The sequence below is a fragment of the Devosia sp. SL43 genome (assembly GCF_021729885.1).
Classification (GTDB): Bacteria; Pseudomonadota; Alphaproteobacteria; order Rhizobiales; family Devosiaceae; genus Devosia.
This window is the reverse complement of the sequence record NZ_CP063401.1, coordinates 688,726-714,042: the sequence shown is the minus strand read 5'-3', so window position 1 is coordinate 714,042 and position 25,317 is coordinate 688,726. Positions and strand designations below refer to the sequence as shown.

Sequence of the window (25,317 nt, the reverse complement as noted above, 5' to 3'; positions counted from 1 at the left end):
AGGGAAGCGAGATAGGGCTTAGCGTTTGCTAAGTCCGTTGAATCGAGCAGGAAGGGGGTATGGTTCCGCATACTCGGTGCGCTTGGCCCACCCCCTCCCTTGATCCCTCCCCTCAAGGGGGAGGGTATCGACTGAGAGATAGTGTCAAAAGAGACGGTCCGTCATGTATCCCTTCCTCCTCGTCGGCGCTGGCGGCGCGATTGGCGCCATGGCGCGTTTCGGTGTTGGCAGCCTCGTCGGCCGCCTCTGGCCGATGTCCTTCCCGCTGGCGACTATGCTGATCAACATCATCGGCTCCCTCGCCATGGGGCTGTTTGTTGGCCTCATGGCGCGCTTCCTCCCCGCCTGGCAGGAAAACGCCCGTCTGTTCGTCGCCGTCGGCATTCTCGGAGGCTTCACCACCTTTTCGTCCTTTTCGCTCGACACCATCGTGCTGATTGAGCGCGGCGAATGGTTGATGGCGGGCGCTTATGTGCTGTTGTCGGTTGTGGTTTGTCTCATTGGGCTTTATCTCGGGCTTTTGGTGACCCGAGGCGTGGCATGAGTGGCGTTCAACAGCGGCAGGTAAATGACGACGAAGACGGGATGCGTCTGGATCGCTGGTTCGCCACGCATTTCCCCCAGCTCGGCTTCGGACGGCTGCAGAAGCTGATCCGCAATGGCGAGGTCAAGGTCGACAAGGCCAAGGTGACCACCAGCACCCGCCTCGTCGGCGGCCAGACCGTTCGTATTCCGCCGATCGACGATCCCGATACCGTCAAGCCGGTCAAACTCAATGACGCCGATGCGCTGTTCCTCAAGGATTTGATCCTCTACGAGGACGATGACATCTACGTCTTCAACAAGCCGCATGGCCTAGCCGTGCAGGGCGGCAGCGGGCAGACGCGCCATCTTGACGGTATGCTAAAAAGCCTGCCCAACAAGAAGGGCGAACCACCGCGTTTGGTGCATCGTCTCGATCGCGATACCTCGGGTTGCCTTGTCGTCGCCAAGACCAAGCAGGCGGCCAGCCATTTCGGCAATGTGTTCCGCTCGCGCTCGGCGCGGAAAATCTACTGGGCCATAGTCGCCGGCAATCCACATCCGCAGCAGGGCGAAATCTCCTGCTTCCTCGCCCGCCAGAGCACTGATGATGGTGAGCAGATGGTGGTGGTCAGGAATGGTGCGCCCAATGCGCAGCATTCCCTGAGCTACTATTCGACCACCGATACCGCCAGCAAACGCTTCGCCTGGGTCACGCTCAAGCCTGTCACCGGGCGCACGCATCAGTTGCGCGTCCACATGGCGCAGCTCGGCACGCCGATCATCGGCGATCCGCGCTACTTCAACATCGAGAACTGGCAGGGCGCTCCCGGCCTGGCCGAGGGCCTGCATCTGCATGCCCGCCGCATCGCCATCCCGCTGCGCAACGGCAAGCGGCTCGATATCTCGGCGCCGCTGCCACCGCATATGCGCCAGAGCTTCGAAACCCTCGGCTTCGACCCTGATCGCTACGACGTCAGCGGCGATCCGGAGGATGGTGCATGAGTCTGGTCGTCTTCGACATGGACGGAACGCTGATCGATAGCGGAGCTGAGATTGCAGCGCGCGTCCTGAAGGCATTCGCGGTCATGGGTCTGCCTGCTCCGTCGCTGGAGGCGATCCGTGCCAATGTCGGTTTGTCGTTGCCAATCTATCTGAGTGCGGTGTCGGGTAGTGATGATCCCCAGATCATCCAGGGGCTCTTCGACGCCTACCGCGCCGCTGCCAACGCTTCCGGTCCGGGCAAGATGCCGATGTTCGACGGCGCGCGTGCCTTGCTGGATCGGCTGAGCCAGCGGCCGGAGACAATGCTGGCGATTGCCACCGGCAAGGGCAAGGTTGGGCTCGACAAGACCTTGGCGCAGAACGACATCGGCCACTATTTCGTCAGTTTGCAGTCGGCCGATAACAACCCCTCCAAGCCGCATCCGGGTATGCTGCATTCCGCGATGGAAGCCGTGGGTGCTGCGGCGGAGGAGACTGTGATGATCGGCGACGCCGTGTTCGATATCGAAATGGCCAATGCGGCCGGCGTGCGCTCGATTGCCGTGTCCTGGGGACTGCAACCGGTCGATGCCCTGCGTGTCGCCGGTGCCACCGCCAGCGTCGACAGCTTCGAAGACCTTTACGACACCATCGAACGCGTTCTGGAAGAAAAAGCCCATGCGTGACCAGCTGGAAGATATCCAGAAACATCTCGATGACGGCTACGGCCGGGCCCAGCACCTCAACAGGGTCGAACTGCCCAAGCGCTTCTACAAGGACGTGGCAGCCGGCCCGGTTGATGGCGGTTTTGTCGTCACCCTGGACGGAAGACCGGTCCGCACGCCGGGCAAGAAGCTGCCAGTAGTCGTCCCGGCCGCTGCGATTGCTACCGCCATGGCCGAAGAATGGGCGGCGCAGGGCGAATTCATCAACCCCGCCACCATGCCGATGGTCCGCCTGATCAACTCCGCCATCGAGAGCGGCGAAGCCAGCGTCCCGGCCTTCCGCGAGGAAATCATAAAATTCGCCGCCGGCGACCTGCTACTGTACCGAGCCGAAAGCCCGCAGGAGCTGGTATCAGAGCAGGAGCTGGCCTGGGACAAGGCGCTGGTTGTTCTGGCCCGCCATTTCGGCGTCAGCTTCCAGCCCACGACGGGTGTTCGCCATCAGCCACAGCCGAAGTCGACGCTGGATCGGCTTGCCGAGTCGCTGGTTGATGAGAACCTGTTGGTGCTGACCGCACTTGTGTCGATTACCGGACTTACCGGTTCAGGACTTCTGACTATCGGCTTGTGGAACAAGCTGTTTTCGCCCGACCAGGTCTGGACGGCTGCGCATGTCGACGAGGATTACCAGATCTCGCAATGGGGTCAGGACGAAGAGGCCGCCGAGCGTCGCGCCATGCGTCGCGTCGAGTTCGATATCGCCGTCGCCGTGCTGGAGGCACTGCGCGCCTAGCGCGGTCGTGCGGCGCTTTCCAGTACCCAATCGGCCACATTTTCGTCGATCTGTCGCAACGGATCGAGGACGAAGCTGCGCTCGTGGGCATGGGCGTGGGGCAGGGTCAGGCGTGGGGTCTTGAGCTCGATACGGTCATAGGCGATGATGTCGATATCGATCAGCCTTGGGCCCCAAACCTCGTCGCGGACGCGGCCCATGGCAAGCTCGATGCCAAGCAAAACGTCAAGCAAATCAATGGGTTTGAGTGTCGTCTCGATCGATATGGCCATGTTGGCAAAGTCGGGCTGATCGGTCTTGCCCCAGGGCTTGGTGATCAGCACGGATGACTGTGCGGCGACGGCAATATCAGGGTTTTCGCCTATGCGACGGATCGCTTCGGCGAGTTGAGCCGGGGGATCGCCGATATTGGCGCCGAGGCTGAGCCAAGCCTTTGAGGTCATTGACGTTTCCGGTGCAGTTCGATGGCGGCTTCGCCGCGAACCATTGCAATCGGCGCTTCTGGTTTGCGCAGGCGGATGACGACCCAGGTAACCCCATCAAAACGCTGGAAAATCGCCTCGACGACGTTCTGTGCGACAGCCTCCAGCAGCTTCATGCGCTGGTCTTCGAAAGCGGCTTTCACCACGTCGTAGATGTCGGCGTAGGATATCCCCGTCGCTAGGTCATCGGTAACGGCGGGCGCAGTGAGGTCGGTGCCCAGTTCGAGATCGATAAAGAATCGCTGCCCGAGCTTGGCTTCCTCGGCGAAGACGCCGTGGTAGCCGTAAAAGCCTAGGTCTTTCAGGATGATACGGTCGCCTGTGTACGGCTCGGCCATGTGCTATTCCAGTTGCGCGGGTGGACCATACAGCGTTGCCTGCGCCACGCGAAGGGCGTCGCGGTTCGCCTTGACGTCATGCACGCGGAAGATATGCCCGCCATTGACATAGCCGAGCACATTGGTGGCGATTGTGCCCGCCAGGCGCTGTTCTGGCTGATTTTCCAACAGCTTACCGATCATCGACTTGCGCGACGTGCCGACGAGGATGGGAAACCCTTCCGGGCAAGCATGCTGGAGGTCTTGCAGCAGCGCGTAGTTCTCGCGAAGCGTCTTGCCGAAGCCAAAGCCGGGATCGAGCACCAGACTGGCCCGACTTATCCCCGCCGCTTCCGCACGGGCTATCGTGGCCGCAAAATAACGGAGCATGTCGTCGACCAGCGGAACGGAGCGGTCGCGGTCCTTTTGCCAGTGCATGGCGATGACGGGGACGCCATAGGTCGCCGCGACGTCGGCCATCTCGGGTGCCCCCTGCAGGCCGTGAACGTCGTTGATGATGCAGGCGCCGGCCTGGATGGCCTGGTCGGCGACCAGTGGCTTGTAGGTATCGATCGAGATTGGTGCCGTGATGCCGGCAGCCACCAGTGCGTCGATAACCGGCATGACGCGGTCGAGCTCCTGCTGCACGCCGACCGTCTCGGCGCCGGGCCGCGTGCTTTCGCCGCCGATATCGATGATGTCGGCGCCTTCGGCGATCATTTGCCGAGCATGCGCGACCGCGCTGGCCACCAGATTGTGCTGCCCGCCATCGGAAAAGCTGTCCGGCGTGACGTTGAGGATACCCATGACCAGGGCTGTTTGGCCGAGGATCAACGGTGGTCGGTCGGGCAGGGCGATGGTGTGGTTGGTATGCATGGCAGCTCGTGGTGACGCCCCGTCTTTCGACAGGCCCAGAATGAGGTCTACTCGAACAACCAGCGCCAGAGTAGGCCTCTTGGTGCTTGTCGCACCATGAGGCCGTGCTAGGTAGTCGTATAAAAGTCGAATGGTAGGAGGATTTGATGAAGCAGCTTTTCACCACCCTTGGGCCAATGACCAAGGACCAACTCGGGATGATCCTGCCGCACGAGCATGTGTTCGTCGACCTGCGGACGCCCGATCAGCCCGGCTATGCAGAGGCCGACGCGGGAGCGGTGGTGGCGCTGATGGCGCCGCAGATCGAGGCGATCAAGGCGCAGGGGATCACGGCGCTGGTGGAATGCTCCACTGGCGGCGTGGGGTTGCGGGTCGATCTCGACTTGGCCGTGTCGAAGGCGACGAATTTTCCGATCGTGGTGCCGACGGGCAATTATCGCGAGCCCTGGATTCCGGAGTGGGTGAGCAAGGCCAGCGAAGCCGAGCTTGAAGCGGCCATGCTGCGCGATCTCAACGACGGCGTTGGCGATACCGGCGTCAGGGCCGCGTGGATCAAGATCAGCGCAGGCGATGATGGCATTACGCCTATCGAGGCACGTATCCTGCGGGCGGCGGCGCGAGCCGGCAAGGCAACGGGTGCGGTGATCGGATCGCATACGATCAAGGGCCGAGTGGTGATGGACCAGCTCGATATCATCGAGGCCGAGGGCTACACCGCCAGCCGGTTTATCTCGATCCATACCCAGGCAGAGCCGGACTTCGAGATGCACAAGGTAGTGGCTGGGCGCGGTGCGTGGGTCGAATATGACAATCTGGGCTGGGTACCCGACGAAGAGAGTGTGCCGCGCATCCTGCGGGCTCTGGAGGCCGGGCTGGGCGGGCAATTGCTGCTCAGCCACGACATGGGCTGGTTTGACCCGGCCTTGCCGGGTGGCGGGGTGCCTAAGCCGTATACGCATCTGGTGGAGAGCGTGCTGCCGAAGCTGCGGGCTGCCGGGGTGGATGAGGCGACGATTGTGCGACTGACGCACGACAACCCGTTCGCGGCGTTTGCGCGGTAGCACGCGACGCCATTGAAAACTCGATCGTCACCCTCGGGCTTGACCCGAGGGCGTTGTACTTACCCTCCGTCCGGCAAGTGTAGATCCCTCGGGTCAGGCCCGAGGGTGACGGCCGGTGGGTGGGTAGGTAGCTAGTGCCCACACAGTCAGAGGAACGCCGCCCGATACGCCCGCGGCGTCGTCCCCTTCAGCGCCTTGAACTGGCGATTAAAATTGGCCAGTGAGTCATAGCCCACCTCGCCAGCGATGGTGCCAATCGGCAGCGAGCCCGATGACAGCAGCGCGCAGGCGCGCCCAATGCGCAGACGGATCAGATACTGGCTCACCGTTTGCCGCGTATGGCGCAGGAAGGTGCGATGCAGGCCGGAAGGGCTCAGGGCTGCGATGTCGGCGAGTTGGGCGATGGTGATCGGCTCGGCGAAGTGGTTGTGGATGTGGTTGAGGACGCGGTCGATGCGGCCGCGATCAACCGAAGCCGATGCCAGTTCGGGCGCGGTTGCGGAGAGCGGCATGGCCTCGTCGTCGGCCAGGCGCGTCAAAACCGTGACGAGGCGCAGGAAACGCTCCACCGGCGGCAGCGCGAACAGTTCCTCGATCTGTGGCCGGACGGCCAGGGCGGTATTGGCAGAGAATTGCAGGCCATTGGCGGCGCGCGACAGCATGGCGGCGACGGCGCGCAGCTCCGCATTGGCGGTGAGCCGTTCGGCCCATTCGGGCAGGAACCACATGACCAGCGCGATATGTGGCTCGGCCGGGTCCGGCCGGTCCAGCGAATGCCAGGTGTGGGGCAGGTAAGGGCCGATCAGCACCAGGTCGCCCGGCTCATAGCGGCCGATATGGTCGCCGATGAAGCGCTGGCCGCTGGAATTGAGGGTCAGCGTCAGTTCGAATTCAGGGTGATGATGCCACTGGAAGGGAATGCCATCGTCGAGGCGACGGTTGAGCGTGGCCCAGGAGGCGCCTTCGTCAGTGGTCAGATGCTCCAGATAGGGCTTCATATGGCGCGTGATTACTCAATGACGCCAGAATAGTATCAATACCGGCCAGCCATGGGCAAGCCAGTCTGGCATGACGCAGCTAACTTCATCCCATCAGCAAGCCCGAAGGGGACCGCAAATGGGAGCGAGACATGCAGCCGACCACCAAACGCGACAGCCATCCGACCACGCAGGTGGTGACCACCCAGCTCAAGGACATCGTCAAGAAGCTGCCCTTGCGGGTGCTGAGCCCCGCCGATTGGGAGCATTGGGTGACGAAAGGCTATGTGATTGTTCGCGGTGCGGTGCCGCCGGACAATGTCGAGCGGCTCAAGGCTTTGCTCTGGGAGTTTGACGAGAAGGATCCCGGCGACCAGACCACCTGGTACGCGCCGCAGCGCCGCGACCACATCATGAAGGAGCTCAATGGCACCGGCATGGTCGAGATCTACAACCACCAGTATCTGTGGGACAACAGACAAGAGCAGCGCATCTATGACGCCTTCGTCGACATCTGGGACATGGAAGAGCTGTGGACCAGCATCGACCGGGCCAATCTCAATGTGCCCAAAAAGGTGCATGGTAACCCCAACGGCTTTATTCACTGGGACAGCGATACCTCGCTCGACCCGCTGCCCATCGGCGTGCAGGGCGTGCTAAGCCTAGTCAAGCAGGATGGCGATGTCGGCGGCTTCCAGTGCATCCCCGAGCTGTTCTACGACTTCGATAACTGGGTGAAGACCCAGCCGGCCGACCGCGATCCGATGCATCCCGACACCACGGGGCTCAAGATCACCAATATCGAGATGGAGCCGGGTGACCTCATGATCTTCAACACGCTGCTGGCGCATGGCGTGCGGCCGAACCACTCCAAGGACCGGGTGCGGATGGCGCAATATATCTCGATGTTCCCGGCTGACGAGGCGAACGTCGTCGAGCGCACCGAGCGTATCCGGCTGTGGCGCGAGCTTGACCACCCGCAACGTGATGCGTTTCCCGGCGATCCCCGCGAGTGGGAGAAGAAGAATGCGACGACGGCCAAGCTGACGCCGCTGGGTGAGAAGCTGCTGGGGCTGAAGAGCTGGCATTGAGCCTTCTTACTCCTTGTGGGGAGTGTTCGCTCTAGACGCCTTGATCGTGCGATTTTCGGGACGTCATCCTGGCGAAGGCCGGGATCCATGTCCGCATGTCGCCAAGGACGCTCAGTCTGCGGTGTCTGACGGACATGGATTCCGGCCTTCGCCGGAATGACCCGGTTGATGGATTATGAGTCCAGAATGAGAGCTCCGCCCGAGGGAGAGGCTACCACCCTACCACCAGCCGCCGTGGCCTCGTTCCGCTGCTAGTCGAGGCCCAGATCGGCGAACAGGGCCGACAGGCTGAACGGGCGATACGGCTTCCAGCTGGCATCCTCGGAGCGATAGGCGAGGCGTTGCATGGCGCTTTGGGATAGTACGCTCTTGTCCTTGGGGACCTGCCGGGGCGCGCGGGGGTAGATGACCTGCTGGATCAGCCTTTGGCGCAGGCCGAGGATGGTGCTGATATTGGACGTCGGTGCACGGAAATCGCGCGTGGCGGCGTACGGCGCAAGGGATCGGTCGTCAAGACCGAGCCCTGCTTCGCGTGCGCCTTCGACAACCCAGATCAGGGCCTCGTTGGACAGCCCTCTGATATCGCCACCGCCGCCGACCGAGCCGTGATCACCGGGGAACCAGAGCTGCTGATAGTTTCCGGCGCGGCCGGGCATGGCGTTGAGCTGGTCGAGATTGCTCCACTGGGTGGCCTCAAAGGGGCGGCGGTTTTCGTCGATGGCCAGGGCATGGCGCGCCGATCCGATCAGTGAGCTGAGTTCGGCATCGTGGAAACGGTAGCGGTTGACGCCGTTCAGTCGGCCGGACAGCGGCAGATAGCTCGGGATACCCAGGGCACCGACGGTGTCCCATACGCCGAGATAGGCGATGGAGAAGTCGCCATCATCCGCCCGCCCGGTCTCGCCGGTACGGTTGCGGACCTTGAGCACAGCGGGGTGAGAGAGTTCGTTGCGGAAGCGGTGGGCTTCGACGCCGCTGGGCCGTACATCCGGGCTCTTGTAGAAGCTGAAGGCGCGGCCGATCTGGGCGGCGTTTTCCTTGCGCAGCACGCCGCATTTGCGGATCATTCCGGCCAGCGACCGCGCTGTATAGGCCCCGCGGGAAAAGCCAAAAATGTAGATGTCGTCGCCGGGCTGATAGTTGAGGACCAGGAAGCGGTAGGCATCGGCGATCTTGTCGAACAGGCCGAAGCCGAAGGCACCCGCGAGGCGCGCCTCAAGTCCCGGCGCGATCAGATAGGTCGTGCCGACACCCTCGTTGTAGTAGGTAACCTGGGTGACGCCATCGGCGGCGACCGACTGCACCGCTCGCGCGGCGATGACGACGTTGGTCGGCTCGGGCGAGGCCATAGTGTTCCATGTGCCGTCGCAGAAGATGGCAATGCGCTTCACTGAAACCTTGCCCGGCAGCTCGCGCTACCCGGCACTCCCCCAAATGCCGGGTAAACTTGCGCATAACTGCGCACTTGTCACGAACTCGCTTAGTTCAGCGGCTTGGCCGGCTCGGCGAACAGGTCGTATTCGTCGCTATCGGTCACCACCACGTCGATCATGTCGCCCGGCTTGATGCCATTGGCATTGGCGATGATCACCTGGCCGTCGATCTCGGGGGCATCCCACTTGGAGCGGGCGATGGCCTTGTTGGTCTCGGGTTGCACGTCGTCCACCAGCACCTGGATGGTGCGGCCGACCTTCTTGGCGAGCTGGCCGGCCGAGACGGTCTGTGCCACTTCCATCAGCCGTTCCCAGCGATCCTGCGCGACATCGTCTGGGACAATGCCGTCGAGTTCGTTGGCCGGGGCGCCGGTGACGGGCTCGTATTTGAAGCAGCCGGCGCGGTCGATCTCGGCTTCCTCGATGAAGTCGAGCATCATCTCGAAATCGTCTTCGGTTTCGCCGGGGAAGCCGACGATGAAGTTGGAACGCACAGTCAGATCAGGGACTTGACGCTTCCAGTCGAGAATTCGATTCAAGGTCTTTTCCTGATGCGCCGGGCGACGCATCGCCTTGAGCACCTTGGGAGACGCATGCTGGAACGGGATGTCGAGATAGGGCAGCACCAGGCCATCGGCCATCAGCTCCATCACCGCATCGACATGCGGGTAGGGGTACACATAGTGCAGGCGCACCCAGGCGCCGAGCTGGCCGAGTTCCTTGGCAAGGTCATAGAACTTCGCCTTGACCGGACGACCGCGATAGTTGCTCTCGGCATATTTGATGTCGATGCCGTAGGCTGAGGTATCCTGGCTGATCACCAGCAGTTCCTTGACGCCCGAGCGGATCAAGCCCTCGGCTTCGCCTAGGATGCCTGCCGCAGGACGCGAGGCCAGGTCGCCGCGGATCTGCGGGATGATGCAGAACGAGCAGCGGTTATTGCAGCCCTCGGAAATCTTAAGATAGGCGTAGTGGCGCGGCGTCAGCTTGAGGCCGGCTTCCGGTACTAGGTCAACGAACTTGTTGGGCACGGGCGGCAGGTGCTCGTGTACGGCGGCGACGACGTTCTCGTATTGGTGCGGGCCCGAAATGGCGAGCACCGACGGATGGGTCTTGCGGATGAGTTCTTCTTCGACGCCCAGGCAGCCGGTGACAATGACGCGGCCGTTTTCGTTGAGGGCTTCGCCGATGGCCTCGAGCGATTCCTGCTTGGCGGAATCGAGGAAGCCGCAGGTATTGACGAGGACGATGTCGGCGCCGGCATAGTCGCGGCTGAACGAATAGCCCTGCGAGCGCAGCGTAGACATGATGCGTTCGCTATCGACGAGGGCTTTGGGGCAGCCGAGGCTGACGAGGCCAATTTTTGGCGCTTGGCTCATATGAGCGGGAATTCCAATGTTGGATTTGTTGGCGGCGTCATACAGAAAGTTTGACGGTTACGCAATGTGACTGTCTCCCGCCGGACGCGGGGCTGGCCTTCCCATTATGGCGAACACGGGGACTTGAACGTTCACGCGGGTGAACAGTGCGTCCATGATCGGGCCGGTACCGGGATGCAACCGATTGCTTTAGTGGGGCTTTCGTCTGTGCGCCGATTGGGGTGGCGCAGCATCCCAATGCTCAAAGGAGCCACAATGTTCGATCGTCTCTCCGCTTACGCGCCGCAGGCCCTCGCCGTGCTGCGTATCGTTACTGCCCTGCTGTTCATCCTGCACGGCACCCAGAAGGTCATCGGCTTTCCCGCCATGGAAGGCGGCACGCCCCCGCTGATGACGCTGTTCGGCGCTGCGGGCCTCATCGAAATCGTCACCGGCATCCTGATCCTCGTCGGCTTCTTCACCCGTCCCGCCGCGTTCATCGCATCGGGCACTATGGCCGTTGCCTATTGGATGGTGCATGTCGGCATGGGCGGCCTGATCCCGACCAACAATGGCGGCGACGCTGCGATCCTGTTCTGCTTCGTGTTCCTGTATCTGGTCTTCGTCGGCCCCGGCGCCTGGAGCGTCAACAAGAAGTAAGTTTCTGGCCCCGCTGGAATGAAGAAGGCCGCCGCGACAGTGTCACGGCGGCCCTTTCGTTTTTCCGTGGCCCAGCGTCAGGTCACATTCTTCGGCGGCGGGGTGCGCCTTGCTGTGCGGCGGGGCTTGAAGCTCTCGCCAGGTGCGGAGGCTGGCTCGCGGTCGATCGTGCCTGATGGCGACACATAGGGCGCCGGCTCGGTTGCCGGGGTGATGTATTCGTCGGCCTCGGCATAGTCGACATCCTCGCCTTCTTCGGCCAGGTCGCGAATGGCGTCGCGGACTTCATCGAGCAGGGAGGCCGAATAGCGCGAGCGGTTGACCGTATCGCCGCTCTGCTCATGCGTCTTGAACCAGACCAGCAGCGCCTCGCAGGAAATCCGCAGCACCACCAGCGAGAGCAGGCCGAACACGGCGATTTCGAGCAGGCCCCACAATCCGTTGCCAAAACCGAAGCCGAAGCTCCAGAACAGGTGGCTGACCGCCCAGAGCAGGATGCCAGCCAGGCCAAGTGCGTATAGGATCGGCACCAGCCGGGGTGAGAGGATCGCGTCGAGCCGGAACAGGGTCTGGCGGGTAAACAGGCGCTTCAGATCGTCCAGGGTCATCGCTCTCTCCAAGGCTCGATTCGACTGTTACGCAACTTGGCCAGCCGGGATAGCCCTGACAAGGCTTTCCTCGGATGCAGAAATGGTTGGGCCGAAGCGACGCTCGAAGCAGCTCTTTAGCACCGAATCGACCTCCGGCATCGAGACCAGATGGCCCAGATCCTCAAAGCTGGTCACGCCCTGGTCGGTGATGCCGCAGGGGACGATGCCGTCGTAGTGCGTGAGATCGGGCGACACATTCAGCGAAACGCCGTGAAAGGTCACCCATTTGGAGACGCGCACGCCGATGGCGGCAATCTTGTCTTCCCTGAGCATGCCCTTGTCAGGCCGCTTGACCCACACACCGATGCGCGGCGCCGGCTTGCTCTCGGCAGCGATATTGTGGGCCGCCAGGGTATCGACCACCCAATCTTCCAGCCCCTGCACGAGGCAGCGGATGTCGCGGCCGCGCTGGGTCAGGTCGAGCATGACATAGGCAACCCGCTGGCCAGGGCCGTGATAGGTGTATTGGCCGCCACGGCCAGCGTCATAGACGGGGAATCGATCCGACAGCAGGTCATCCGGCTTGGCCGAGGTGCCTGACGTGTAGAGCGGCGGATGCTCGAGCAGCCACACCGCCTCTTCGGCCTCGCCGACGGCAATGGCTGCGGCACGGGCGCGCATGGCCTCCAGCGCCACGGGGTAGGGCACCGGTGTGGGTGAAATGATCCATTCGACCGGGCGAGCATCGATGCGTGCCAGTTTGTTACGACTTTCGCAGGCTGGATCGCTTGCCGTTAACGCTTCCATAACCATGGGTACCAGAGGATCACTCACAACAGATTCAGCGGTCGTATCGTTTCGGCCGCGCCGGGGTTCGCTATCTATCTATGAGCACATTAGACAATATTGAAGTGGACATCACCGTCGAACTCGGCGCGACGACCATGCCCATCCACCATTTGCTGCGCATGGGCCGTGGTGCGGTGATCGAACTCGACGCCACGGAAAACGATCCGCTCAACATCTACGCCAACAACACTCTGATCGCCCATGGCGAGGTGAGCGTGGAAGACGGCCACCTGCGGGTGCAGATATCCGAGAAGGTGTTCCGCCGGGGGTAGTCATCCGCTGATTGTCCAGCCCCACCGGCCGTCACCCTCGGGCGTGACCCGAGGGCTCTGTACTTACGAAGCGCGCAGCAAGTGAAGGGCCCTCGGGTCAAGCCCTAGGGTGACGACTGAGGCTGGGTGGGCAATTCAGGGCTTGCCTCTCCACAGTCCTGGAGCAAATCTCGATTTAACCGCTTGAGGTTGGGGTAGACCTTTGCTACATCCCCACTCGCTTCGCCTCCGGGCGTAGCTCTACCAAGCGTGCGGTCGTGGCGGAATTGGTAGACGCGCAGCGTTGAGGTCGCTGTGTCGCAAGACGTGGAAGTTCGAGTCTTCTCGACCGCACCAAATCATCCTCTGGATGAGCAAGAAAAAGGGCCGCCCTTCGGGGCGGCCCTTTTCGTTTATGGCGTGGTGGTTGCCGGAGCGGCAGCCGGGTCAGCAGCGGGTGCTGCAGGATCGGCTGCAGGCGCGGCAGGCTCAGCCGGAGCCATTGTGTCAGCCGGCGCTGCAGGTTCGGCAGCCGGAGCAGTGTCGGCCGGGGCGCTGCCGCCGCAGGCGGCGAGGGCCATCGCAACGACGATCGCGATGGGCGCGAGAAGGGTCTTGGACATAGGATCTCCTGTGATTTTGATTCTTGTTGTCGATCTTGGTGTTCAAACGTCTGTGAACTAATCGCTGCAATAGGGCGAAGATGGGGCCGATTAGAAACGGGCTTCTGTCTCGGCGTTCAGATCGTCCAGGGCAGTCGAATCGGGTTCATAGCGGCCGGACTCGGCAGACCAACTGAACGTCGCAGCCACGGCGCGGGTTCCAGTCATGGCGACAGGCATTGGGTCGCAGTCGGTGACGCCGACCGTGGTGACCTCGGTTACTGTCACGACAAATGGGTGCCAGCGGTCGTCGCTATCGCTGATCAGCGGGGCGATGGAATGCAATTGTTCGCGGCGTATGCCGCAATAGTTCTCGTTCAAGGTGAACACCTCGGTCATTTCGGTGAGTTTCCCGTCCACCAGGGCGATCACTGCGGACATGCGATAGCCCTGGCTGGAATTGAAATGCGAGCTGGAGACGATCAAGCCGTCTTCCTCATTGCCAAGCGACACGGTGCTTGGATCGTCGAAGCCGGTGAATTGGTCGGATGCGACGTCGGCGATGTCGATCGGCGACCCGGGATGCGCCGGGTCGAAGATGGCAAGGACGGCCGCGCCCGGCGTGCCAGTTTCCGCGGCGTTGGCCGACACCATCAGCGCCAGCATCTCGATGCCGTCGCTGCTGAAGCTCACGACGTTGCCGCGGTAGAACGACACCGACAGGGCCGGTATCGGTGCCTCGTCGGCATAGGCAAGGTTGCGCACCGGCGTGGTGATCACGCCCTCATAATGGCCGTCGACCTGTTCCAGATCGGGCGCAATCGTGCGGGCGAGGTCAAAGTAGGTGAGGCCGGCAAAGCCCGGCACGGTGTCGGTCAGCTCGATGCTGGTGCTCTGGGCAAGGGCGGGCGCTGCCAAAAGCGGCAGCAGAAGCAGGGCGGTAAGCGTGCGCATGGGTCAGTGGGATTCCGGAATGGTCATCGGGCGCTGGGCGGCAAGCGTTCTGGGCGCCTTGAAGCGCCAGGCATCTTCCAGCCGTAGCGATAATTCCTCATCGGAGATGACTGCCAGCTGAATGAGCACGGCCGGATAGCCGACATAGTGGTCGGTCTCGAAATAGATGTCGGGCGAGATTTCCATCAGCAGCGTCTTCTGCTCGGATGGGCAGAGCAGCACCAGCGTCGCGGCGTCCTTGAGCCGGACGAAGCTCTTGTCGCGCACCTTGAGCGAGGGCGTGCCGTAGCTGGTGGCGCGGGTGATGCCGGGCAGGTTGCGCGCTGTTGCCAGCGCTTCGACGCGGGTGAAGACGTCGTCCAGATCAGGTTGGGTGGGCATGGTCCGCTGCTCCTCAGTATTCTGAAGAATTCCGCTTAACCGCTTCAAATCGCCTCGGCTTAGTCTGGCGCATCGCGGGGCGATTGGCTACAGCTTGGCTCGCCCCCGAAACCTTTGACACACAAAGGGCTCCCGATGAGCACAGATACCGAGACTGAGCCTGGCCCTGAGGCCGGGATTGATCCCAATGCGCTTCGCGACAGCGAAGACCGCATCAGTCCTCTGTGGCTCGAACGGCTGCGGGCGTTCGTGGCTGCGCACCGCTCCGAGGACATTTTCACGGTCATGGAGCCGCTGCATGCCGCCGATGTGGGCGATGTGCTGGAATCGCTCGATGCCGACGAGCGGCTTGGCCTGGTGCGGATTCTGGGTGATCGGTTCGACTATTCGGCGCTGACCGAGGTCGACGAATCCGTCCGCGTCGAGCTGATGGAGGAATTGCCCAACGCGGATATCGCGCGCGGCGTTTCGGGCCTCGACAATGACGACGCGGTGGCCATTCTCGAGGACATGGAGCAGGTGGACCGGGACGAAGTCCTGGCCAAGCTGCCGACCTTCGAGCGCCTCAGCCTCAAGCGCAGTCTCGATTTCCCGGAAGAATCCGCCGGACGGCGGATGCAGACCGATTTCATCGCCATTCCGCCGTTCTGGACGGTTGGGCAGACCATCGACTATCTGCGGCGCGAGGCTGATCTGCCGGACGAATTTTATCAGATCTATGTGGTGGATGCGGCCTACCAGGTGCTCGGAACTTTGCCGCTCGACAAGTTCCTGCGGGCGCAGCGCGCCACGCCGATCGAAGAGCTGATGAACACCAATTTCGTGCTCGTCTATGCCAACGAGGACCAGGAAGAGGCCGCGCGCGACTTCGAGCGCTATGACCTGGTCGAGGTCGGTGTGGTGGACGAGAGCAAGCGTCTGGTGGGCGTGCTGACAATCGACGATATCGTCGACGTCATCCACGAAGAGGCGGATGAGGATATCAAGCTGCTCGCCGGCGTGGGCGACGAGGACATTTCGGACTCCACCGTCGACACGGTGCGCAGCCGCGTGCCTTGGCTGGTGATCAACCTGATCACGGCCGTCGCCGTGTCATTCGTCATTGGCCTCTTCGGAGCGACCATCGACCAGATGGTGGCGCTGGCCGTGCTGATGCCGATCGTAGCGTCGATGGGCGGCAATGCCGGCACGCAGACCATGACGGTGACCGTTCGGGCGCTGGCCATGCGCGAGCTCGACGGCCGCCGCCTGCGGCGTCTCATCACCCGCGAAATGGTGGTTGGCTGCGCCAATGGCGTCATCTTCGCTATCCTGATCGGCCTGGTGACATGGGTGCGGTTCAATGACCTGCAACTGGGCGTGGTCATCGCCTTGGCCATGGTCATCAACCTCGTCGTGGCCGGCACGGCGGGTATCCTGATCCCGCTGACCCTCGACAAGTTCAAGGCCGACCCCGCCATCGCTTCCGCCGTTTTCGTGACGACCGTCACCGACATGGTTGGGTTCTTCGCGTTCCTGGGGATTGCTGGGCTGTGGTTCGGGCTGTTCTGAAATGACGGCCAGCATCATCTTCCTGCATGGCGCTTCAAGCAGCGGCAAGTCGACCATTGCGGCTGGCTTGCAGGCCAATTTGCCTCTGCCATTCTGGCATATCTCGATTGACCATCTCCGCGATGCCGGCGTGTTGCCGACGCAGCGCTTCAAGAGCGGTGAGTTCGACTGGAAAGCCGCGCGGGCGCCGTTCTTCGATGGTTTCCACCGCTCGCTGGCGGCCTATGTCGCGGCTGGCAACAATCTGATCCTTGAGCACATTCTCGATACCAATGGCTGGCTGGAGCAGCTTGTTGAGCTGCTTTCTCCGTTCGATGTGTTCTTCGTGGGCGTCCATTGCCCACTCGACGAGTTGATCCGCCGCGAGGCCCTGCGAGGGGACAGGCCGGTCGGCAGTGCAGCCAGGGATTTCGAGACCATCCACCGCGGCCTGTCGTATGACTTCGAGGTTCAATCCGACAGGGATGCAGCAGAGAACGTGGCTGCGATCATTGACAGTTGGACGTCCCGGACCGGCGACTCTGTGTTTGCACGGCTGGCCAGCAAAGAGCGGTAGTGACGGCCTTCGTGATCCGGTCTGGCGGTGCGGCCGAGACCACATGCATGTCGCCTAGGACGCTGTAGATGGCGAAGCGCTTCTGGAACTTCGTGACCTCAGTTTCGCGTTCCAATCCAAAGCCGCGGCCAAGTTGCCTGCCGACGACGATGTCGGTGGCCTCAGCGATACCGAGCGAGGGCAGAAGTCCTATGCTGTAGCCGGTACCAATAAGCGCCACGGCGGCCTGGTAGTCGCTTGAGTGCGGCGGCGCGACCAGGAACCCCGAAGATGTGACGAAGATCGAAGGCCGCTCGATGCCGCCCACCAGTTCCTGCGCCAATGCAAGATTGGCGGCGCGATAGGCTTCATAGCCGTGTTCGACGATGAACGGGCCGATGATGGCGATGCGCTGGCAGAATTCGAGGTCGAGATCGACGAGCGGATAGCCGCTCAGCCGCGCCAGATTGGCGCCCAGCGTCGATTTTCCGACACCGCCCGGTCCGATGAGGAAGATGTTTTCCCCAGGTTCTGGTCGTCTTCTGACGGTGAATTTGGCTGTTGGACTCACCCGACAATCCTAGCGCCACCCGAGATTTAGGTGGTGCAGAAAATGCCATCGGTTACCCGGTCATGGTCTTAACCGCGTTCGATCACGCTCCTGTGGAGTGTGGCAACTTTGCTGCTTGCAACGCATTTATGACGCAGTTAACGATTCATCACCGGGTGCTGTGTGCGGGTAACACCAGACAGTTTCCGGAGTGAACGGCTGACAAGGAGCGATATATGCGAAGTCAACCGAAGGCCACAAATCTGTGGCGGGCAGCGACTTGGACCCTGGTCTGTCTGCTGTCGATGGGATTGGTTTTCTCCGTCGTTGCTGGCGTCTAAAGACGCGATCGAAGCGGAAAAGTCTTCCAACTTTTCCTGATCGCGCTTTGAGGCGCTAGAGTTTTTCACTCATAAGGTTCAGAAGGGCGCCCGGGCCACTGGGGCGCCCTTCTTGTTTGGCAGGAGGCAGTCATGAAGCTGTTGATCGGCAATCGCAATTATTCCAGCTGGTCGCTGCGGCCCTGGCTGGTGCTCAAGCATTTCGAGATTCCGTTCTCCGACGAGGTCGTGCAACTTGGGGCCGAAGGGTTTCGTGAGTATCTCGCCACCCGCTCACCCACCGGACGAGTGCCGGTGCTATTCGATGGTGATCTCGCTGTGCCGGAGACCATTGCCATCATCGAATACGTGGCCGATCTCCACCCGGGCAAGGCGATATGGCCTCTCGATATCCAGCAGCGGGCGCTGGCGCGCGCGGCGGCCGCCGAAATGCATGCGGGCTTCGCGGCTTTGCGCAGCCATGCGCCGATGAACCTGCGGGCGTCGCATCCAGGCAAGGTCAGTGTCGATAGCATCGCCAGAGACCTGCATCGGCTGGAAACGCTCTGGGGCGATCTGCTGGCGCGCTCGGGCGGTCCGTATCTGTTTGGCGCCTTCACCGCCGCCGATGCCATGTTCGCGCCGGTGGCGACGCGCATCCGCACCTATGCGCTGCCGGTGTCCGATGTCGTCGCAGCCTATGTCGAGGCGATCTACGGCCTGCCGGCCTTCCAGGACTGGCTGGCGCAAGCGCTGAAGGAGCCATGGATTGTCGACGACGACGAGATCGACGTGATCCAGGGCCGGGTCAAGCCGGGAACGCTGGCATGATCCACATGATCAAGCTCTGCGTGGGCGTTTCGAGCCTCGAAGAGCTGGAGAGCTATCGCGACGAGCGGGCCCATTGGTGGGATGCCGACTATGGCGAGGATGTCCACGTCCATCGCACCCGCATGATGCCCAAGCGGGCCGCCGAGATGGAGGGTCTATCCTCGATCTACTGGGTGATCGCGGGGCAGGTGGTGTGCCGGCAGCCGATCCTGCGGCTGGCGCGCTACACCAATGCCGAGGGCATCGATTACTGCGATATCATCATGTCCCGCGACATGATCCGCACGGTGCCTTATCCCAAGCGCCCCTTTCAGGGCTGGCGCTATCTGCGGCCGGAGGATGCGCCGCCCGATGTCGGAGCCAACGAAAATGCCGAGTCGCTGGCGCTGGCGGCAGATTTGGCCAAGCTGGGGCTGATTTAGCGCGGCGTCACCAACTGCCCGGAGGCCTTCTCTTAACTCCCCATTAACCATACCGGCCGTTGTTAGACATCAGTGGTGCAACACTGATTTGGGGGGCGGCGATGGCGCGTGGCGGTGCGCATGTCATTGTGGTGGGAAACGAGAAGGGCGGCTCTGGCAAGTCGACCACGGCGTTCCACCTGGCCGTCTATCTGCTGCATGCCGGCCATAGCGTGGCGACGATCGATGTCGATAGCCGCCAGCAGACCTTTACTCACTATGTCCGCAACCGCCGCGCCCAGATGCAGGAGCGCGGCGTCAAGCTGCCGTGTCCACGGCATTTTCATCTGCCCTCGGCCTGGGGCGATTCCGTCAGGGAAAACGACAAGGCCGAGTTCGACGTGTTCCGCCGCGCCGTTGGGGAAGTGGAAGACCAGGTGGATTTTCTGGTCATCGACACGCCCGGCTTCGACACCAACCTGACCCGGCTGGCGCATTCGCTGGCCGATACGCTGGTGACGCCGGTCAATGACAGCCTGATCGATATCAACGTGCTGGCCCGCGTCGACCCCGAGACCAACCAGCCGATCGAGACCAGCCACTATGCCCGGCTGGTGCAGCGCGCCCGCTCCGAGCGGTTGGCCGCAACCGGCGAGGCGGTGGATTGGGTGCTGGTGCGCAATCGCATCTCCGTACTCGGCTCGCGCAACGCCCGCCAGGTGCATACGACACTCGAATCTATCGCCACCCGTTTCGGTTGCCGGGTGGCCGACGGGATCGCCGAGCGCGTCATCTTCCGCTCGCTGTTCCCAAGCGGCATGACCGTGTTCGATCCCTTCGAGGAAGAGGGCGGAGAAATGTCGACCGTCTCCCATGTCGCGGCACGACAGGAATACCGGAACCTGGTGGCCTCGCTCAACCTGCCGATCCGCAGCGCACAGGAGCCGATCCGGCTGTCGGCCTGATCTTGCCACGCCCTCGCGGTTCGAGGCTCGTGAAGAACTCGCACCTCACCATGAGGGCTACTGTTGGTGCGATGTTCCAGTAGCCTTCATGGTGAGGTGCGCTCTTCAGCGCCTCGAAACACGAAGGCGTGCCACACTGATCCGCCGGCGTTAAGCGTTTAACTATTATTCACCATTCTCGCCTTGCCAGCGACCCGCACAAGCCGGACAATTCAGCCCAGGGATGGAGCTTGTTGTGGCCGGGCAGGGCGTGCATGTCATTGTGGTGGGGAATGAGAAGGGCGGGTCGGGCAAGTCGACCACGGCCTTCCATCTGGCCATTTACCTGCTCTATCTCGGCTTCAAGGTCGCTTCCATCGATGTGGACAGCCGCCAGCAGACGCTGACCCACTATGTGCGCAACCGACGCGACTGGGCCAAGAACCGCGGCCTGCAGATGCCGCATACCACGCATTTCCACCTGCCGGTGGCGCGCGGCGACTCGCTGCGGGAAAATCATCGCGTCGAGTTCGACCTGTTCCGGCAGGCCATCGCCGAGGTCGAGGACGATGCCGATTTCCTGGTGATCGACACGCCCGGCTTCGATACCAACCTGACGCGCCTGGCACATTCGTTGGCCGATACGCTGGTGACGCCGGTCAATGACAGCCTGATCGACCTCAACGTCATGGCCCATATCGACCCGGTGACGGGCGAACCGCGCGAGATGAGCCACTATGCCAGACTGGTGCAGCGCGCCCGCTCTGAGCGCATGGCAATCGACGGCAGGACCATCGACTGGGTACTGGTGCGCAACCGCATCTCCATGCTGTCGTCGCGCAATATGCGGCAGGTGCAGACCATGCTCGAACGCATCGCGCTGCGGCTGGGCTGCCGGGTTGCCGATGGCATTGCCGAACGGGTGATTTTCCGCTCGCTGTTCCCGATGGGCATGACAGTGTTCGATCCGCTCGACGACGCGATGCTGGGTGGCGTGCCCTCGATGTCGCATATGAGCGCGCGGCTGGAGTATCGCAATCTCGTGGCCGCACTCAACCTGCCGACCAGCGAGCGTGCCGAGGCACGCAAGGCGCTGGCATCGAGCAAGGTTCAAGCCAGCGACGCAGAGCGCTTTGTCCACATGGCGAGCGACGTCTAGTCGGTGGACTTGCGGCTGTAATAGCCGGTGAAGGTCACGTTCATGCCGCCGCAGCGGTCATTGTCCGAGGCGACCAGGAATTCGCCAGCCAGCCATAGTCGCACCGAGCAGCTGTCGCTCTCGGGGTCATAGGGCAGGGTCTGTCCCTCGGCATAGTCCAGGGTGAAGGCGATGCGGCCCTTCTTGGGTCTGGCTGAGGCAACGAACTCGCCGACATTGATTCCGCCGCTTTCCACGCGCTCCGGGTCGGACATGCCCCAGGTGGCGTTGCCTGATATGTCGAGAATGTCCTCGGCCTGCTCGATGGTCAGGAACTGCTCGGGATTGCCCTGCCATTCGCCCAACCAATCGTCGCCGCGTTGGTTGTCGGGCTCTAGCAGAGTAGTGAGCACCATACCGGAATCGGGTTGGTAGCCGGAGGTCGATCCGGGCCGGACGACGCAGGAGAATTGGTCATCGAGCTGCGAGGTGACGATCACCCGGTCTCCACTCGACAGCGCCATGCCGCTATCGAGGATCACCAGGGTGCTGAGCTCGCTGACGGTCGCTGCTTCGGGCGCGAAGTCCGGCGCGCGGATATCGCCATAGGCGTCGCAATCGGCGAAGGCGGGCGCAGTGGCCAGCAGAAGGATCGAGGTGGCTGATATCAGACGCATGCTGTCCTCCGGAGATACCGGAGGCTAGTTCATTGTGGTGCCGAAGCAAACTGCTCAGCGCGGGCCGAAACTCATGCGCAAGGCGCGGGCGCCGCCGGGGGCGAAGACGTCTATATCGACGCTGACCGGCTCCTGCACCATGCGGCGGGTGCGGGCAGACAGGGCCAGCACGACGCCCAGCAGGTCGCCCACTGTCCGCTTCTTGGGCAGCATGCGGCCGGTCATTCCGGCCAAGACGCGATTGCGCGCGGCCATGTCGTCGGTCAACAGACTCGAGCGGCCGACAAAATTGGCCAGCTCGGTCAGGGCAGTACGTTCGCTCATTGGGCTACTCCAAACACAGGCACCAATTTGCTTCCCCGGGGTGGCCGGTGGTCCCATGGACCCCGGCTCGTTTTTCGTTCGACTTAGCTCTGCATGGCCAGGCAGCTCAGATTCTGCTGCTTGAGCTGGTTGCACATGGCCGTCGCGTCGTCGCGCCCGCCGAAGCCGACGAAACGGGCGCGGAAGAAGACCTGGCCGTTCTTTTCGAACCGCTCCACATAGGAGCGGAAGTCACCCAGGCTACCGGCCTTGCCGGCGGCATCGGCCAGCATGGCGCGGGCGCTTTCCTCGGAGGGGCCGGCGCCGATCTGCACGACCCAACCACCAGGTGCGACGCTGGCATCAGCGGTCTGCACCGAGCCCGACGTCATCAGGTCAACAGGCTGAGGGGCCTGGCCAGCGGGTGGGGTCGGCACGTAGCCGAGCGGCGCAGAGGGCACGGTCTGGCCGAGAGCAGTGGGCGGGGCGCCCAGATTGTAGGTGTCGCTCAGCCAGGCGCCGATAACGTCCTGGCTCGGATAGGCTGGCACGGGGGCCTGGCTTGGCGCGGCGAGGGCGCTGGCGGCAGCGACGGCAGGCTGCAGGCCCAGATCGGCTGGCACTGGTGCCGGAACCGGCGCGGCAGTGGCGACGACGACTTCTTCAGGCATGGCCTGGATAGCGGGTGCCTGTGGCTGCGCGCCATTGGCGGCGACCAGCTGGGCCAGACGGAAGCCGGGCAGGGGCATGGGCATGACAAAGACCGGCGTTGCCGACGGCGACTGCGCCACGGCGACCTGCACATTGCCACCGCCCTGGCGACCGGGCATCGGGATCTGAGCGAGATAGGTGCCGCTGCGGGCCTTGGGCAGGTAGTTGGCAACGAGCTGGCGCACCTTTTCGTCGCGGGCGCCGGCCGAATTGAAGCCGAAGGCGACGACGACGATGTGGCGGCCATCCTTGCGGGCGGCGGTCAGCAGGTTGGAACCGGCGGCGTTGATATAGCCGGTCTTGATGCCGTCGACGGCGCCCATATAGCCGAGCACGCGGTTGTGGTTGCCATAGGTCGAGCGACCGTAGCTGAAGCTGCGGGTCTGGAAGAACTCGTAATAGTCGGGGAAGTGCTGGTAGATGGCGATGCCCAGGATGGCCTGGTCGCGCACCGTGGTCAGCTGGCCGCCATCGGGCAGGCCCGAGGCGTTGCGATAGGTGGTGTTGCGCATGCCCAGCGCGCGGGCCGTCGCGGTCATGCGCTCGGCGAATTTTTCTTCCGAACCGGAGATATGCTCGGCAATGACGCGGGCCATGTCGTTGGCCGACAGCGTCACCAGCGACTTGATGGCGTCTTCGACGGAGATTTCGGCGCCGGCACGCAGGCCGAGCTTGGTGGGTACGGCGGCGGCGGCATGGCGCGACACCGTCATCTTGGTGGAGAGACGCAGATTGCCAGCGCTCAGCTCCTGGAACAGAACATAGAGCGTCATCACCTTGGCGACGGAGGCGGGGTAGCGTTTGCTGTCCCCATTTTCCTCGTACATCACCTGGCCGGACTTGGCATCGACGACGATGCCGGCATATCTGCGAAGGTTTTCAATGGCTTGAGCGGGCGCTGTTGCATGCGCCGTCACTGCTACGGCAACGAGAAGTGCGGCAAAGGCGCGGATCAAAACGACGCGCCATGGGGTTTTCGCCTGGGAAGCCACCCGGTACTCCAATTTTACTCTCGGGCACTTCTGTGCCCTTACGCAACTACAAAGCATGGATGATCCGGGTTGAGCCCCACGCGCCCGAATGATCCAGTAACGCGGAGAGAATACCGGCCCGCCGTTACCATTCCGTAAAATGCGAACGAATTTGGCCTGGGTGTGGAAAGGTGGTCACGGATGGGTGAGGGGTGACGATGAAGCTTTATACGAAGGCTCAGAATTCGGCAGGCGAGCGGGTGCGGATAGCGCTCAATCTAAAGGCGCTGGATTATGAGTATGTTGGCATTGGTGGCTTGCCTCGCGGCGAGTATGCGCGGATCAATCCGCAAGGCCTCATGCCGGCGCTTGAGATCGACGGGGCGATCATCACGCAATCGGCTGCCATTCTCGATTTCCTGGAAAACCGCTTTCCCGAGCGGCCGATCCTGCCCTCCGATCCGGTGCTGCGTGCACAGTCGCTAGCCTTTGGTGCCATCGTGGCGTCGGAGATGCATGCCTTGACCGTCAACCGCGTTCGCAAGCGACTGACAACACTGGGCGTGTCGGAGGAGGGGGTGGTCGAGTGGGTTCTGCATTGGCAGGGTCTGGGCCTTGCCTCACTTGAAGCCCTTCTGGCCCGACGCGAGACGGCGTTTCCGTTCTGCTATGGCGAGGCGCCTGGCTGGGCCGACCTGCACCTAGTGCCGCAGATGGCTGCGGCAAGACGGTTGAGTGTGCCACTTGCGGCGTATTCGCTGTTGTTGGAGGTCGAGGCGCGCTGCGCGGACCTGCCGGCGTTCGCGGCGGCTCGCCCCGAGGCGCAGCCTGACTATTCCCCTTAGTGTTAGCCGTTGGTCCACGCCCCACCCAACGGCCGTCACCCTCGGGCTTGACCCGAGGGCTCTGCACTTTCGGTGAGATGGCTAAGTGAAGTGCACTCGGGTCAGGCCCGAGGGTGACGATCGAGTGCTGCTGCAAGCGGTCCAACCAAACTAAACCGTCCAGTCACAAAATCGCGAACCATCACCCCTTAACATCGACCATCTTTTGCTTACATACTGCTCCTCACCATGCTGCTTCGTTTTCCTCACGACAGAATGCCATCCATGATTGCCAATGACCTCCTCGCTTTGACCGATGAGGCCCCAGTCGCGTTGCGCCTGGAGCCGATGCCTGCCCATGCGGGGCCAAAGGAGGACGATCCCGGCAAGGGTGGCAGGGAAGGCAAAGGCGGCACCGAAACCGGGACGATTACGAAAACCCGTCCCAAAACCAAGCGCCCAAGCCTTTATCGGGTGCTGCTCCTCAATGACGACTACACGCCGATGGAATTCGTCATTCTGGTCTTGCAGGACGTCTTCAACAAACCACGTGAAGAAGCCATGCAGATCATGCTGCACGTTCACCAAAAGGGGGTGGGTGAGTGCGGCGTATATCCATACGAGGTCGCCGAAACCAAGGTGACCCGCGTCATGGATACGGCACGCAAGAACCAGCATCCGCTGCAATGCGTGATGGAAAAGCAATAGGAACATC

General features: G+C 62.4%; 31 protein-coding genes and 1 tRNA gene. 17 read left to right on the top strand and 15 right to left on the bottom strand.

Going from position 1 to position 25,317, the window contains the following annotated elements; genetic code table 11:
* Positions 1 to 163: 163 nt before the first annotated feature.
* The 4 genes from crcB to IM737_RS03480 are packed head-to-tail and all read left to right on the top strand — an operon-like array spanning position 164 to position 2,964.
* The gene (gene crcB / locus IM737_RS03495) at positions 164 to 544 is read left to right on the top strand and encodes a fluoride efflux transporter CrcB (protein ID WP_236898377.1); all 381 of its coding nucleotides are present in this window, start codon (positions 164 to 166) and stop codon (positions 542 to 544) included.
* The gene (locus tag IM737_RS03490; protein ID WP_236898375.1) at positions 541 to 1,527 is read left to right on the top strand and encodes an RluA family pseudouridine synthase; all 987 of its coding nucleotides are present in this window, start codon (positions 541 to 543) and stop codon (positions 1,525 to 1,527) included. Before crcB ends, IM737_RS03490 begins: the two co-directional genes overlap by 4 nt.
* Complete coding sequence (locus IM737_RS03485; RefSeq protein WP_236898373.1) at positions 1,524 to 2,192, top strand: HAD family hydrolase; 669 nt, start codon at positions 1,524 to 1,526, stop codon at positions 2,190 to 2,192. The genes IM737_RS03490 and IM737_RS03485 overlap by 4 nt, the downstream gene beginning before the upstream one ends.
* On the top strand, positions 2,185 to 2,964 hold the full coding sequence (locus IM737_RS03480; RefSeq protein ID WP_236898371.1) for an ATP12 family chaperone protein: 780 nt from the start codon (positions 2,185 to 2,187) through the stop codon (positions 2,962 to 2,964). Before IM737_RS03485 ends, IM737_RS03480 begins: the two co-directional genes overlap by 8 nt.
* Here the strand turns inward: IM737_RS03480 and folK are convergent.
* Genes folK through folP form a run of 3 tightly spaced genes read right to left on the bottom strand, consistent with a single transcriptional unit; the run spans position 2,961 to position 4,639 of the window.
* Positions 2,961 to 3,407 carry a 2-amino-4-hydroxy-6-hydroxymethyldihydropteridine diphosphokinase gene (folK, locus tag IM737_RS03475; protein ID WP_236898369.1) on the bottom strand — a complete coding sequence of 149 codons (447 nt, stop codon included), beginning with the start codon at positions 3,405 to 3,407 and terminating at the stop codon, positions 2,961 to 2,963. The genes IM737_RS03480 and folK overlap by 4 nt on opposite strands.
* A complete protein-coding gene (gene folB / locus IM737_RS03470) occupies positions 3,404 to 3,784 on the bottom strand; it encodes a dihydroneopterin aldolase (RefSeq protein ID WP_236898367.1) in 381 nt (126 codons plus the stop codon). The genes folK and folB overlap by 4 nt, the downstream gene beginning before the upstream one ends.
* Positions 3,785 to 3,787: 3 nt before the next feature.
* Positions 3,788 to 4,639 carry a dihydropteroate synthase gene (gene folP, locus IM737_RS03465; RefSeq protein WP_236898365.1) on the bottom strand — a complete coding sequence of 284 codons (852 nt, stop codon included), beginning with the start codon at positions 4,637 to 4,639 and terminating at the stop codon, positions 3,788 to 3,790.
* Positions 4,640 to 4,785: 146 nt separating this feature from the next.
* Here folP and IM737_RS03460 point away from each other — a divergent pair, with 146 nt between their 5' ends.
* On the top strand, positions 4,786 to 5,700 hold the full coding sequence (locus IM737_RS03460; RefSeq protein WP_236898363.1) for a phosphotriesterase family protein: 915 nt from the start codon (positions 4,786 to 4,788) through the stop codon (positions 5,698 to 5,700).
* Between the two features lie 146 nt (positions 5,701 to 5,846).
* Here the strand turns inward: IM737_RS03460 and IM737_RS03455 are convergent, their stop codons facing one another.
* Entirely contained in the window at positions 5,847 to 6,698 is an 852-nt protein-coding gene (locus IM737_RS03455; protein ID WP_236898361.1) for a helix-turn-helix domain-containing protein, read from the bottom strand.
* Between the two features lie 131 nt (positions 6,699 to 6,829).
* Here IM737_RS03455 and IM737_RS03450 point away from each other — a divergent pair, with 131 nt between their 5' ends.
* On the top strand, positions 6,830 to 7,768 hold the full coding sequence (locus tag IM737_RS03450) for a phytanoyl-CoA dioxygenase family protein (protein ID WP_236898359.1): 939 nt from the start codon (positions 6,830 to 6,832) through the stop codon (positions 7,766 to 7,768).
* 251 nt (positions 7,769 to 8,019) lie between these two features.
* Here IM737_RS03450 and IM737_RS03445 read toward each other — a convergent pair whose 3' ends face one another.
* Together IM737_RS03445 and rimO are read right to left on the bottom strand one after the other, a co-directional pair.
* Positions 8,020 to 9,159 (bottom strand): DUF2235 domain-containing protein, encoded by a 1,140-nt coding sequence (locus tag IM737_RS03445; RefSeq protein WP_236898357.1) that lies wholly within the window; start codon positions 9,157 to 9,159, stop codon positions 8,020 to 8,022.
* An 89-nt stretch (positions 9,160 to 9,248) separates the two neighbouring features.
* Positions 9,249 to 10,580 (bottom strand): 30S ribosomal protein S12 methylthiotransferase RimO, encoded by a 1,332-nt coding sequence (rimO, locus tag IM737_RS03440; protein ID WP_236898355.1) that lies wholly within the window; start codon positions 10,578 to 10,580, stop codon positions 9,249 to 9,251.
* Positions 10,581 to 10,835: 255 nt separating this feature from the next.
* On the opposite strand from rimO, the gene IM737_RS03435 reads away from it, so the two are divergent.
* On the top strand, positions 10,836 to 11,219 hold the full coding sequence (locus tag IM737_RS03435; protein WP_236898353.1) for a DoxX family protein: 384 nt from the start codon (positions 10,836 to 10,838) through the stop codon (positions 11,217 to 11,219).
* Between the two features lie 77 nt (positions 11,220 to 11,296).
* Here the strand turns inward: IM737_RS03435 and IM737_RS03430 are convergent, their stop codons facing one another.
* A complete protein-coding gene (locus IM737_RS03430; protein WP_236898352.1) occupies positions 11,297 to 11,827 on the bottom strand; it encodes a DUF4282 domain-containing protein in 531 nt (176 codons plus the stop codon).
* 27 nt (positions 11,828 to 11,854) lie between these two features.
* A complete protein-coding gene (gene lipB, locus IM737_RS03425; protein WP_236899850.1) occupies positions 11,855 to 12,616 on the bottom strand; it encodes a lipoyl(octanoyl) transferase LipB in 762 nt (253 codons plus the stop codon).
* An 80-nt stretch (positions 12,617 to 12,696) separates the two neighbouring features.
* On the opposite strand from lipB, the gene IM737_RS03420 reads away from it, so the two are divergent.
* Both IM737_RS03420 and IM737_RS03415 read left to right on the top strand, forming a co-directional pair.
* Positions 12,697 to 12,930: a FliM/FliN family flagellar motor switch protein gene (locus tag IM737_RS03420; RefSeq protein WP_236898351.1), complete on the top strand. Its 234-nt coding sequence runs from the start codon at positions 12,697 to 12,699 to the stop codon at positions 12,928 to 12,930.
* Positions 12,931 to 13,181: 251 nt separating this feature from the next.
* Positions 13,182 to 13,266: transfer RNA gene (locus tag IM737_RS03415), tRNA-Leu, on the top strand.
* A gap of 56 nt (positions 13,267 to 13,322) precedes the next feature.
* On the opposite strand, the gene IM737_RS03410 is transcribed toward IM737_RS03415, so the two are convergent.
* The 3 genes from IM737_RS03410 to IM737_RS03400 form a co-directional block, all read right to left on the bottom strand.
* Positions 13,323 to 13,532: a hypothetical protein gene (locus tag IM737_RS03410; RefSeq protein WP_236898350.1), complete on the bottom strand. Its 210-nt coding sequence runs from the start codon at positions 13,530 to 13,532 to the stop codon at positions 13,323 to 13,325.
* 90 nt (positions 13,533 to 13,622) lie between these two features.
* The gene (locus IM737_RS03405; RefSeq protein WP_236898349.1) at positions 13,623 to 14,465 is read right to left on the bottom strand and encodes a hypothetical protein; all 843 of its coding nucleotides are present in this window, start codon (positions 14,463 to 14,465) and stop codon (positions 13,623 to 13,625) included.
* A 3-nt stretch (positions 14,466 to 14,468) separates the two neighbouring features.
* Positions 14,469 to 14,846, bottom strand: coding sequence for an MmcQ/YjbR family DNA-binding protein (locus tag IM737_RS03400; RefSeq protein WP_236898348.1), 378 nt, complete (start codon positions 14,844 to 14,846; stop codon positions 14,469 to 14,471).
* Between the two features lie 135 nt (positions 14,847 to 14,981).
* Here IM737_RS03400 and mgtE point away from each other — a divergent pair, with 135 nt between their 5' ends.
* Together mgtE and IM737_RS03390 are read left to right on the top strand one after the other, a co-directional pair.
* Positions 14,982 to 16,397, top strand: a complete 1,416-nt coding sequence (mgtE, locus tag IM737_RS03395; protein ID WP_236898346.1) for a magnesium transporter — start codon at positions 14,982 to 14,984, stop codon at positions 16,395 to 16,397.
* 1 nt (position 16,398) lies between these two features.
* Positions 16,399 to 16,953, top strand: coding sequence for a chloramphenicol phosphotransferase CPT family protein (locus IM737_RS03390; protein ID WP_236898344.1), 555 nt, complete (start codon positions 16,399 to 16,401; stop codon positions 16,951 to 16,953).
* Here IM737_RS03390 and IM737_RS03385 read toward each other — a convergent pair.
* On the bottom strand, positions 16,886 to 17,503 hold the full coding sequence (locus tag IM737_RS03385; RefSeq protein ID WP_236898342.1) for a shikimate kinase: 618 nt from the start codon (positions 17,501 to 17,503) through the stop codon (positions 16,886 to 16,888). The two genes, IM737_RS03390 and IM737_RS03385, sit on opposite strands and share 68 nt — an antisense overlap.
* Positions 17,504 to 17,955: 452 nt before the next feature.
* On the opposite strand from IM737_RS03385, the gene IM737_RS03380 reads away from it, so the two are divergent.
* From IM737_RS03380 to IM737_RS03365, 4 genes are all read left to right on the top strand, one after another.
* Complete coding sequence (locus tag IM737_RS03380; protein ID WP_236898340.1) at positions 17,956 to 18,633, top strand: glutathione S-transferase family protein; 678 nt, start codon at positions 17,956 to 17,958, stop codon at positions 18,631 to 18,633.
* Positions 18,630 to 19,055, top strand: coding sequence for a DUF1489 family protein (locus IM737_RS03375; RefSeq protein ID WP_236898338.1), 426 nt, complete (start codon positions 18,630 to 18,632; stop codon positions 19,053 to 19,055). Before IM737_RS03380 ends, IM737_RS03375 begins: the two co-directional genes overlap by 4 nt.
* Positions 19,056 to 19,156: 101 nt before the next feature.
* Positions 19,157 to 19,999 carry a division plane positioning ATPase MipZ gene (locus tag IM737_RS03370; protein WP_236898336.1) on the top strand — a complete coding sequence of 281 codons (843 nt, stop codon included), beginning with the start codon at positions 19,157 to 19,159 and terminating at the stop codon, positions 19,997 to 19,999.
* Positions 20,000 to 20,234: 235 nt separating this feature from the next.
* Positions 20,235 to 21,137: a division plane positioning ATPase MipZ gene (locus tag IM737_RS03365; protein WP_236898334.1), complete on the top strand. Its 903-nt coding sequence runs from the start codon at positions 20,235 to 20,237 to the stop codon at positions 21,135 to 21,137.
* On the opposite strand, the gene IM737_RS03360 is transcribed toward IM737_RS03365, so the two are convergent.
* The 3 genes from IM737_RS03360 to IM737_RS03350 all read right to left on the bottom strand — a co-directional run bounded on the left by IM737_RS03360 (position 21,134) and on the right by IM737_RS03350 (position 23,799).
* Positions 21,134 to 21,793, bottom strand: coding sequence for a hypothetical protein (locus tag IM737_RS03360; protein WP_236898332.1), 660 nt, complete (start codon positions 21,791 to 21,793; stop codon positions 21,134 to 21,136). The genes IM737_RS03365 and IM737_RS03360 overlap by 4 nt on opposite strands.
* 54 nt (positions 21,794 to 21,847) lie before the next feature.
* A complete protein-coding gene (locus tag IM737_RS03355; RefSeq protein WP_236898330.1) occupies positions 21,848 to 22,117 on the bottom strand; it encodes a hypothetical protein in 270 nt (89 codons plus the stop codon).
* A gap of 83 nt (positions 22,118 to 22,200) precedes the next feature.
* Positions 22,201 to 23,799, bottom strand: coding sequence for a serine hydrolase (locus tag IM737_RS03350; RefSeq protein ID WP_236898328.1), 1,599 nt, complete (start codon positions 23,797 to 23,799; stop codon positions 22,201 to 22,203).
* A 197-nt stretch (positions 23,800 to 23,996) separates the two neighbouring features.
* On the opposite strand from IM737_RS03350, the gene maiA reads away from it, so the two are divergent.
* Both maiA and clpS read left to right on the top strand, forming a co-directional pair.
* Positions 23,997 to 24,623: a maleylacetoacetate isomerase gene (maiA, locus tag IM737_RS03345; protein WP_236898326.1), complete on the top strand. Its 627-nt coding sequence runs from the start codon at positions 23,997 to 23,999 to the stop codon at positions 24,621 to 24,623.
* Positions 24,624 to 24,887: 264 nt separating this feature from the next.
* A complete protein-coding gene (clpS, locus tag IM737_RS03340; protein ID WP_442874168.1) occupies positions 24,888 to 25,310 on the top strand; it encodes an ATP-dependent Clp protease adapter ClpS in 423 nt (140 codons plus the stop codon).
* Positions 25,311 to 25,317 lie beyond the last annotated feature (7 nt).

What these genes read in the sequence shown, in the direction of transcription:
- maiA (WP_236898326.1), top strand. Translation starts at nt 23,997, where the DNA reads ATGAAGCTTTATACGAAGGCTCAGAATTCGGCAGGCGAGCGGGTGCGG.
- IM737_RS03375 (WP_236898338.1), top strand. Translation starts at nt 18,630, where the DNA reads ATGATCCACATGATCAAGCTCTGCGTGGGCGTTTCGAGCCTCGAAGAG.
- IM737_RS03360 (WP_236898332.1), bottom strand. Translation starts at nt 21,793, where the DNA reads ATGCGTCTGATATCAGCCACCTCGATCCTTCTGCTGGCCACTGCGCCC.
- IM737_RS03420 (WP_236898351.1), top strand. Translation starts at nt 12,697, where the DNA reads ATGAGCACATTAGACAATATTGAAGTGGACATCACCGTCGAACTCGGC.
- IM737_RS03480 (WP_236898371.1), top strand. Translation starts at nt 2,185, where the DNA reads ATGCGTGACCAGCTGGAAGATATCCAGAAACATCTCGATGACGGCTAC.
- IM737_RS03485 (WP_236898373.1), top strand. Translation starts at nt 1,524, where the DNA reads ATGAGTCTGGTCGTCTTCGACATGGACGGAACGCTGATCGATAGCGGA.
- IM737_RS03430 (WP_236898352.1), bottom strand. Translation starts at nt 11,827, where the DNA reads ATGACCCTGGACGATCTGAAGCGCCTGTTTACCCGCCAGACCCTGTTC.
- IM737_RS03455 (WP_236898361.1), bottom strand. Translation starts at nt 6,698, where the DNA reads ATGAAGCCCTATCTGGAGCATCTGACCACTGACGAAGGCGCCTCCTGG.
- IM737_RS03380 (WP_236898340.1), top strand. Translation starts at nt 17,956, where the DNA reads ATGAAGCTGTTGATCGGCAATCGCAATTATTCCAGCTGGTCGCTGCGG.
- crcB (WP_236898377.1), top strand. Translation starts at nt 164, where the DNA reads ATGTATCCCTTCCTCCTCGTCGGCGCTGGCGGCGCGATTGGCGCCATG.
- IM737_RS03355 (WP_236898330.1), bottom strand. Translation starts at nt 22,117, where the DNA reads ATGAGCGAACGTACTGCCCTGACCGAGCTGGCCAATTTTGTCGGCCGC.
- lipB (WP_236899850.1), bottom strand. Translation starts at nt 12,616, where the DNA reads ATGGAAGCGTTAACGGCAAGCGATCCAGCCTGCGAAAGTCGTAACAAA.
- IM737_RS03450 (WP_236898359.1), top strand. Translation starts at nt 6,830, where the DNA reads ATGCAGCCGACCACCAAACGCGACAGCCATCCGACCACGCAGGTGGTG.
- IM737_RS03435 (WP_236898353.1), top strand. Translation starts at nt 10,836, where the DNA reads ATGTTCGATCGTCTCTCCGCTTACGCGCCGCAGGCCCTCGCCGTGCTG.
- folP (WP_236898365.1), bottom strand. Translation starts at nt 4,639, where the DNA reads ATGCATACCAACCACACCATCGCCCTGCCCGACCGACCACCGTTGATC.
- IM737_RS03410 (WP_236898350.1), bottom strand. Translation starts at nt 13,532, where the DNA reads ATGTCCAAGACCCTTCTCGCGCCCATCGCGATCGTCGTTGCGATGGCC.
- IM737_RS03405 (WP_236898349.1), bottom strand. Translation starts at nt 14,465, where the DNA reads ATGCGCACGCTTACCGCCCTGCTTCTGCTGCCGCTTTTGGCAGCGCCC.
- IM737_RS03390 (WP_236898344.1), top strand. Translation starts at nt 16,399, where the DNA reads ATGACGGCCAGCATCATCTTCCTGCATGGCGCTTCAAGCAGCGGCAAG.
- IM737_RS03400 (WP_236898348.1), bottom strand. Translation starts at nt 14,846, where the DNA reads ATGCCCACCCAACCTGATCTGGACGACGTCTTCACCCGCGTCGAAGCG.
- rimO (WP_236898355.1), bottom strand. Translation starts at nt 10,580, where the DNA reads ATGAGCCAAGCGCCAAAAATTGGCCTCGTCAGCCTCGGCTGCCCCAAA.
- folK (WP_236898369.1), bottom strand. Translation starts at nt 3,407, where the DNA reads ATGACCTCAAAGGCTTGGCTCAGCCTCGGCGCCAATATCGGCGATCCC.
- folB (WP_236898367.1), bottom strand. Translation starts at nt 3,784, where the DNA reads ATGGCCGAGCCGTACACAGGCGACCGTATCATCCTGAAAGACCTAGGC.
- mgtE (WP_236898346.1), top strand. Translation starts at nt 14,982, where the DNA reads ATGAGCACAGATACCGAGACTGAGCCTGGCCCTGAGGCCGGGATTGAT.
- IM737_RS03370 (WP_236898336.1), top strand. Translation starts at nt 19,157, where the DNA reads ATGGCGCGTGGCGGTGCGCATGTCATTGTGGTGGGAAACGAGAAGGGC.
- clpS (WP_442874168.1), top strand. Translation starts at nt 24,888, where the DNA reads ATGATTGCCAATGACCTCCTCGCTTTGACCGATGAGGCCCCAGTCGCG.
- IM737_RS03460 (WP_236898363.1), top strand. Translation starts at nt 4,786, where the DNA reads ATGAAGCAGCTTTTCACCACCCTTGGGCCAATGACCAAGGACCAACTC.
- IM737_RS03490 (WP_236898375.1), top strand. Translation starts at nt 541, where the DNA reads ATGAGTGGCGTTCAACAGCGGCAGGTAAATGACGACGAAGACGGGATG.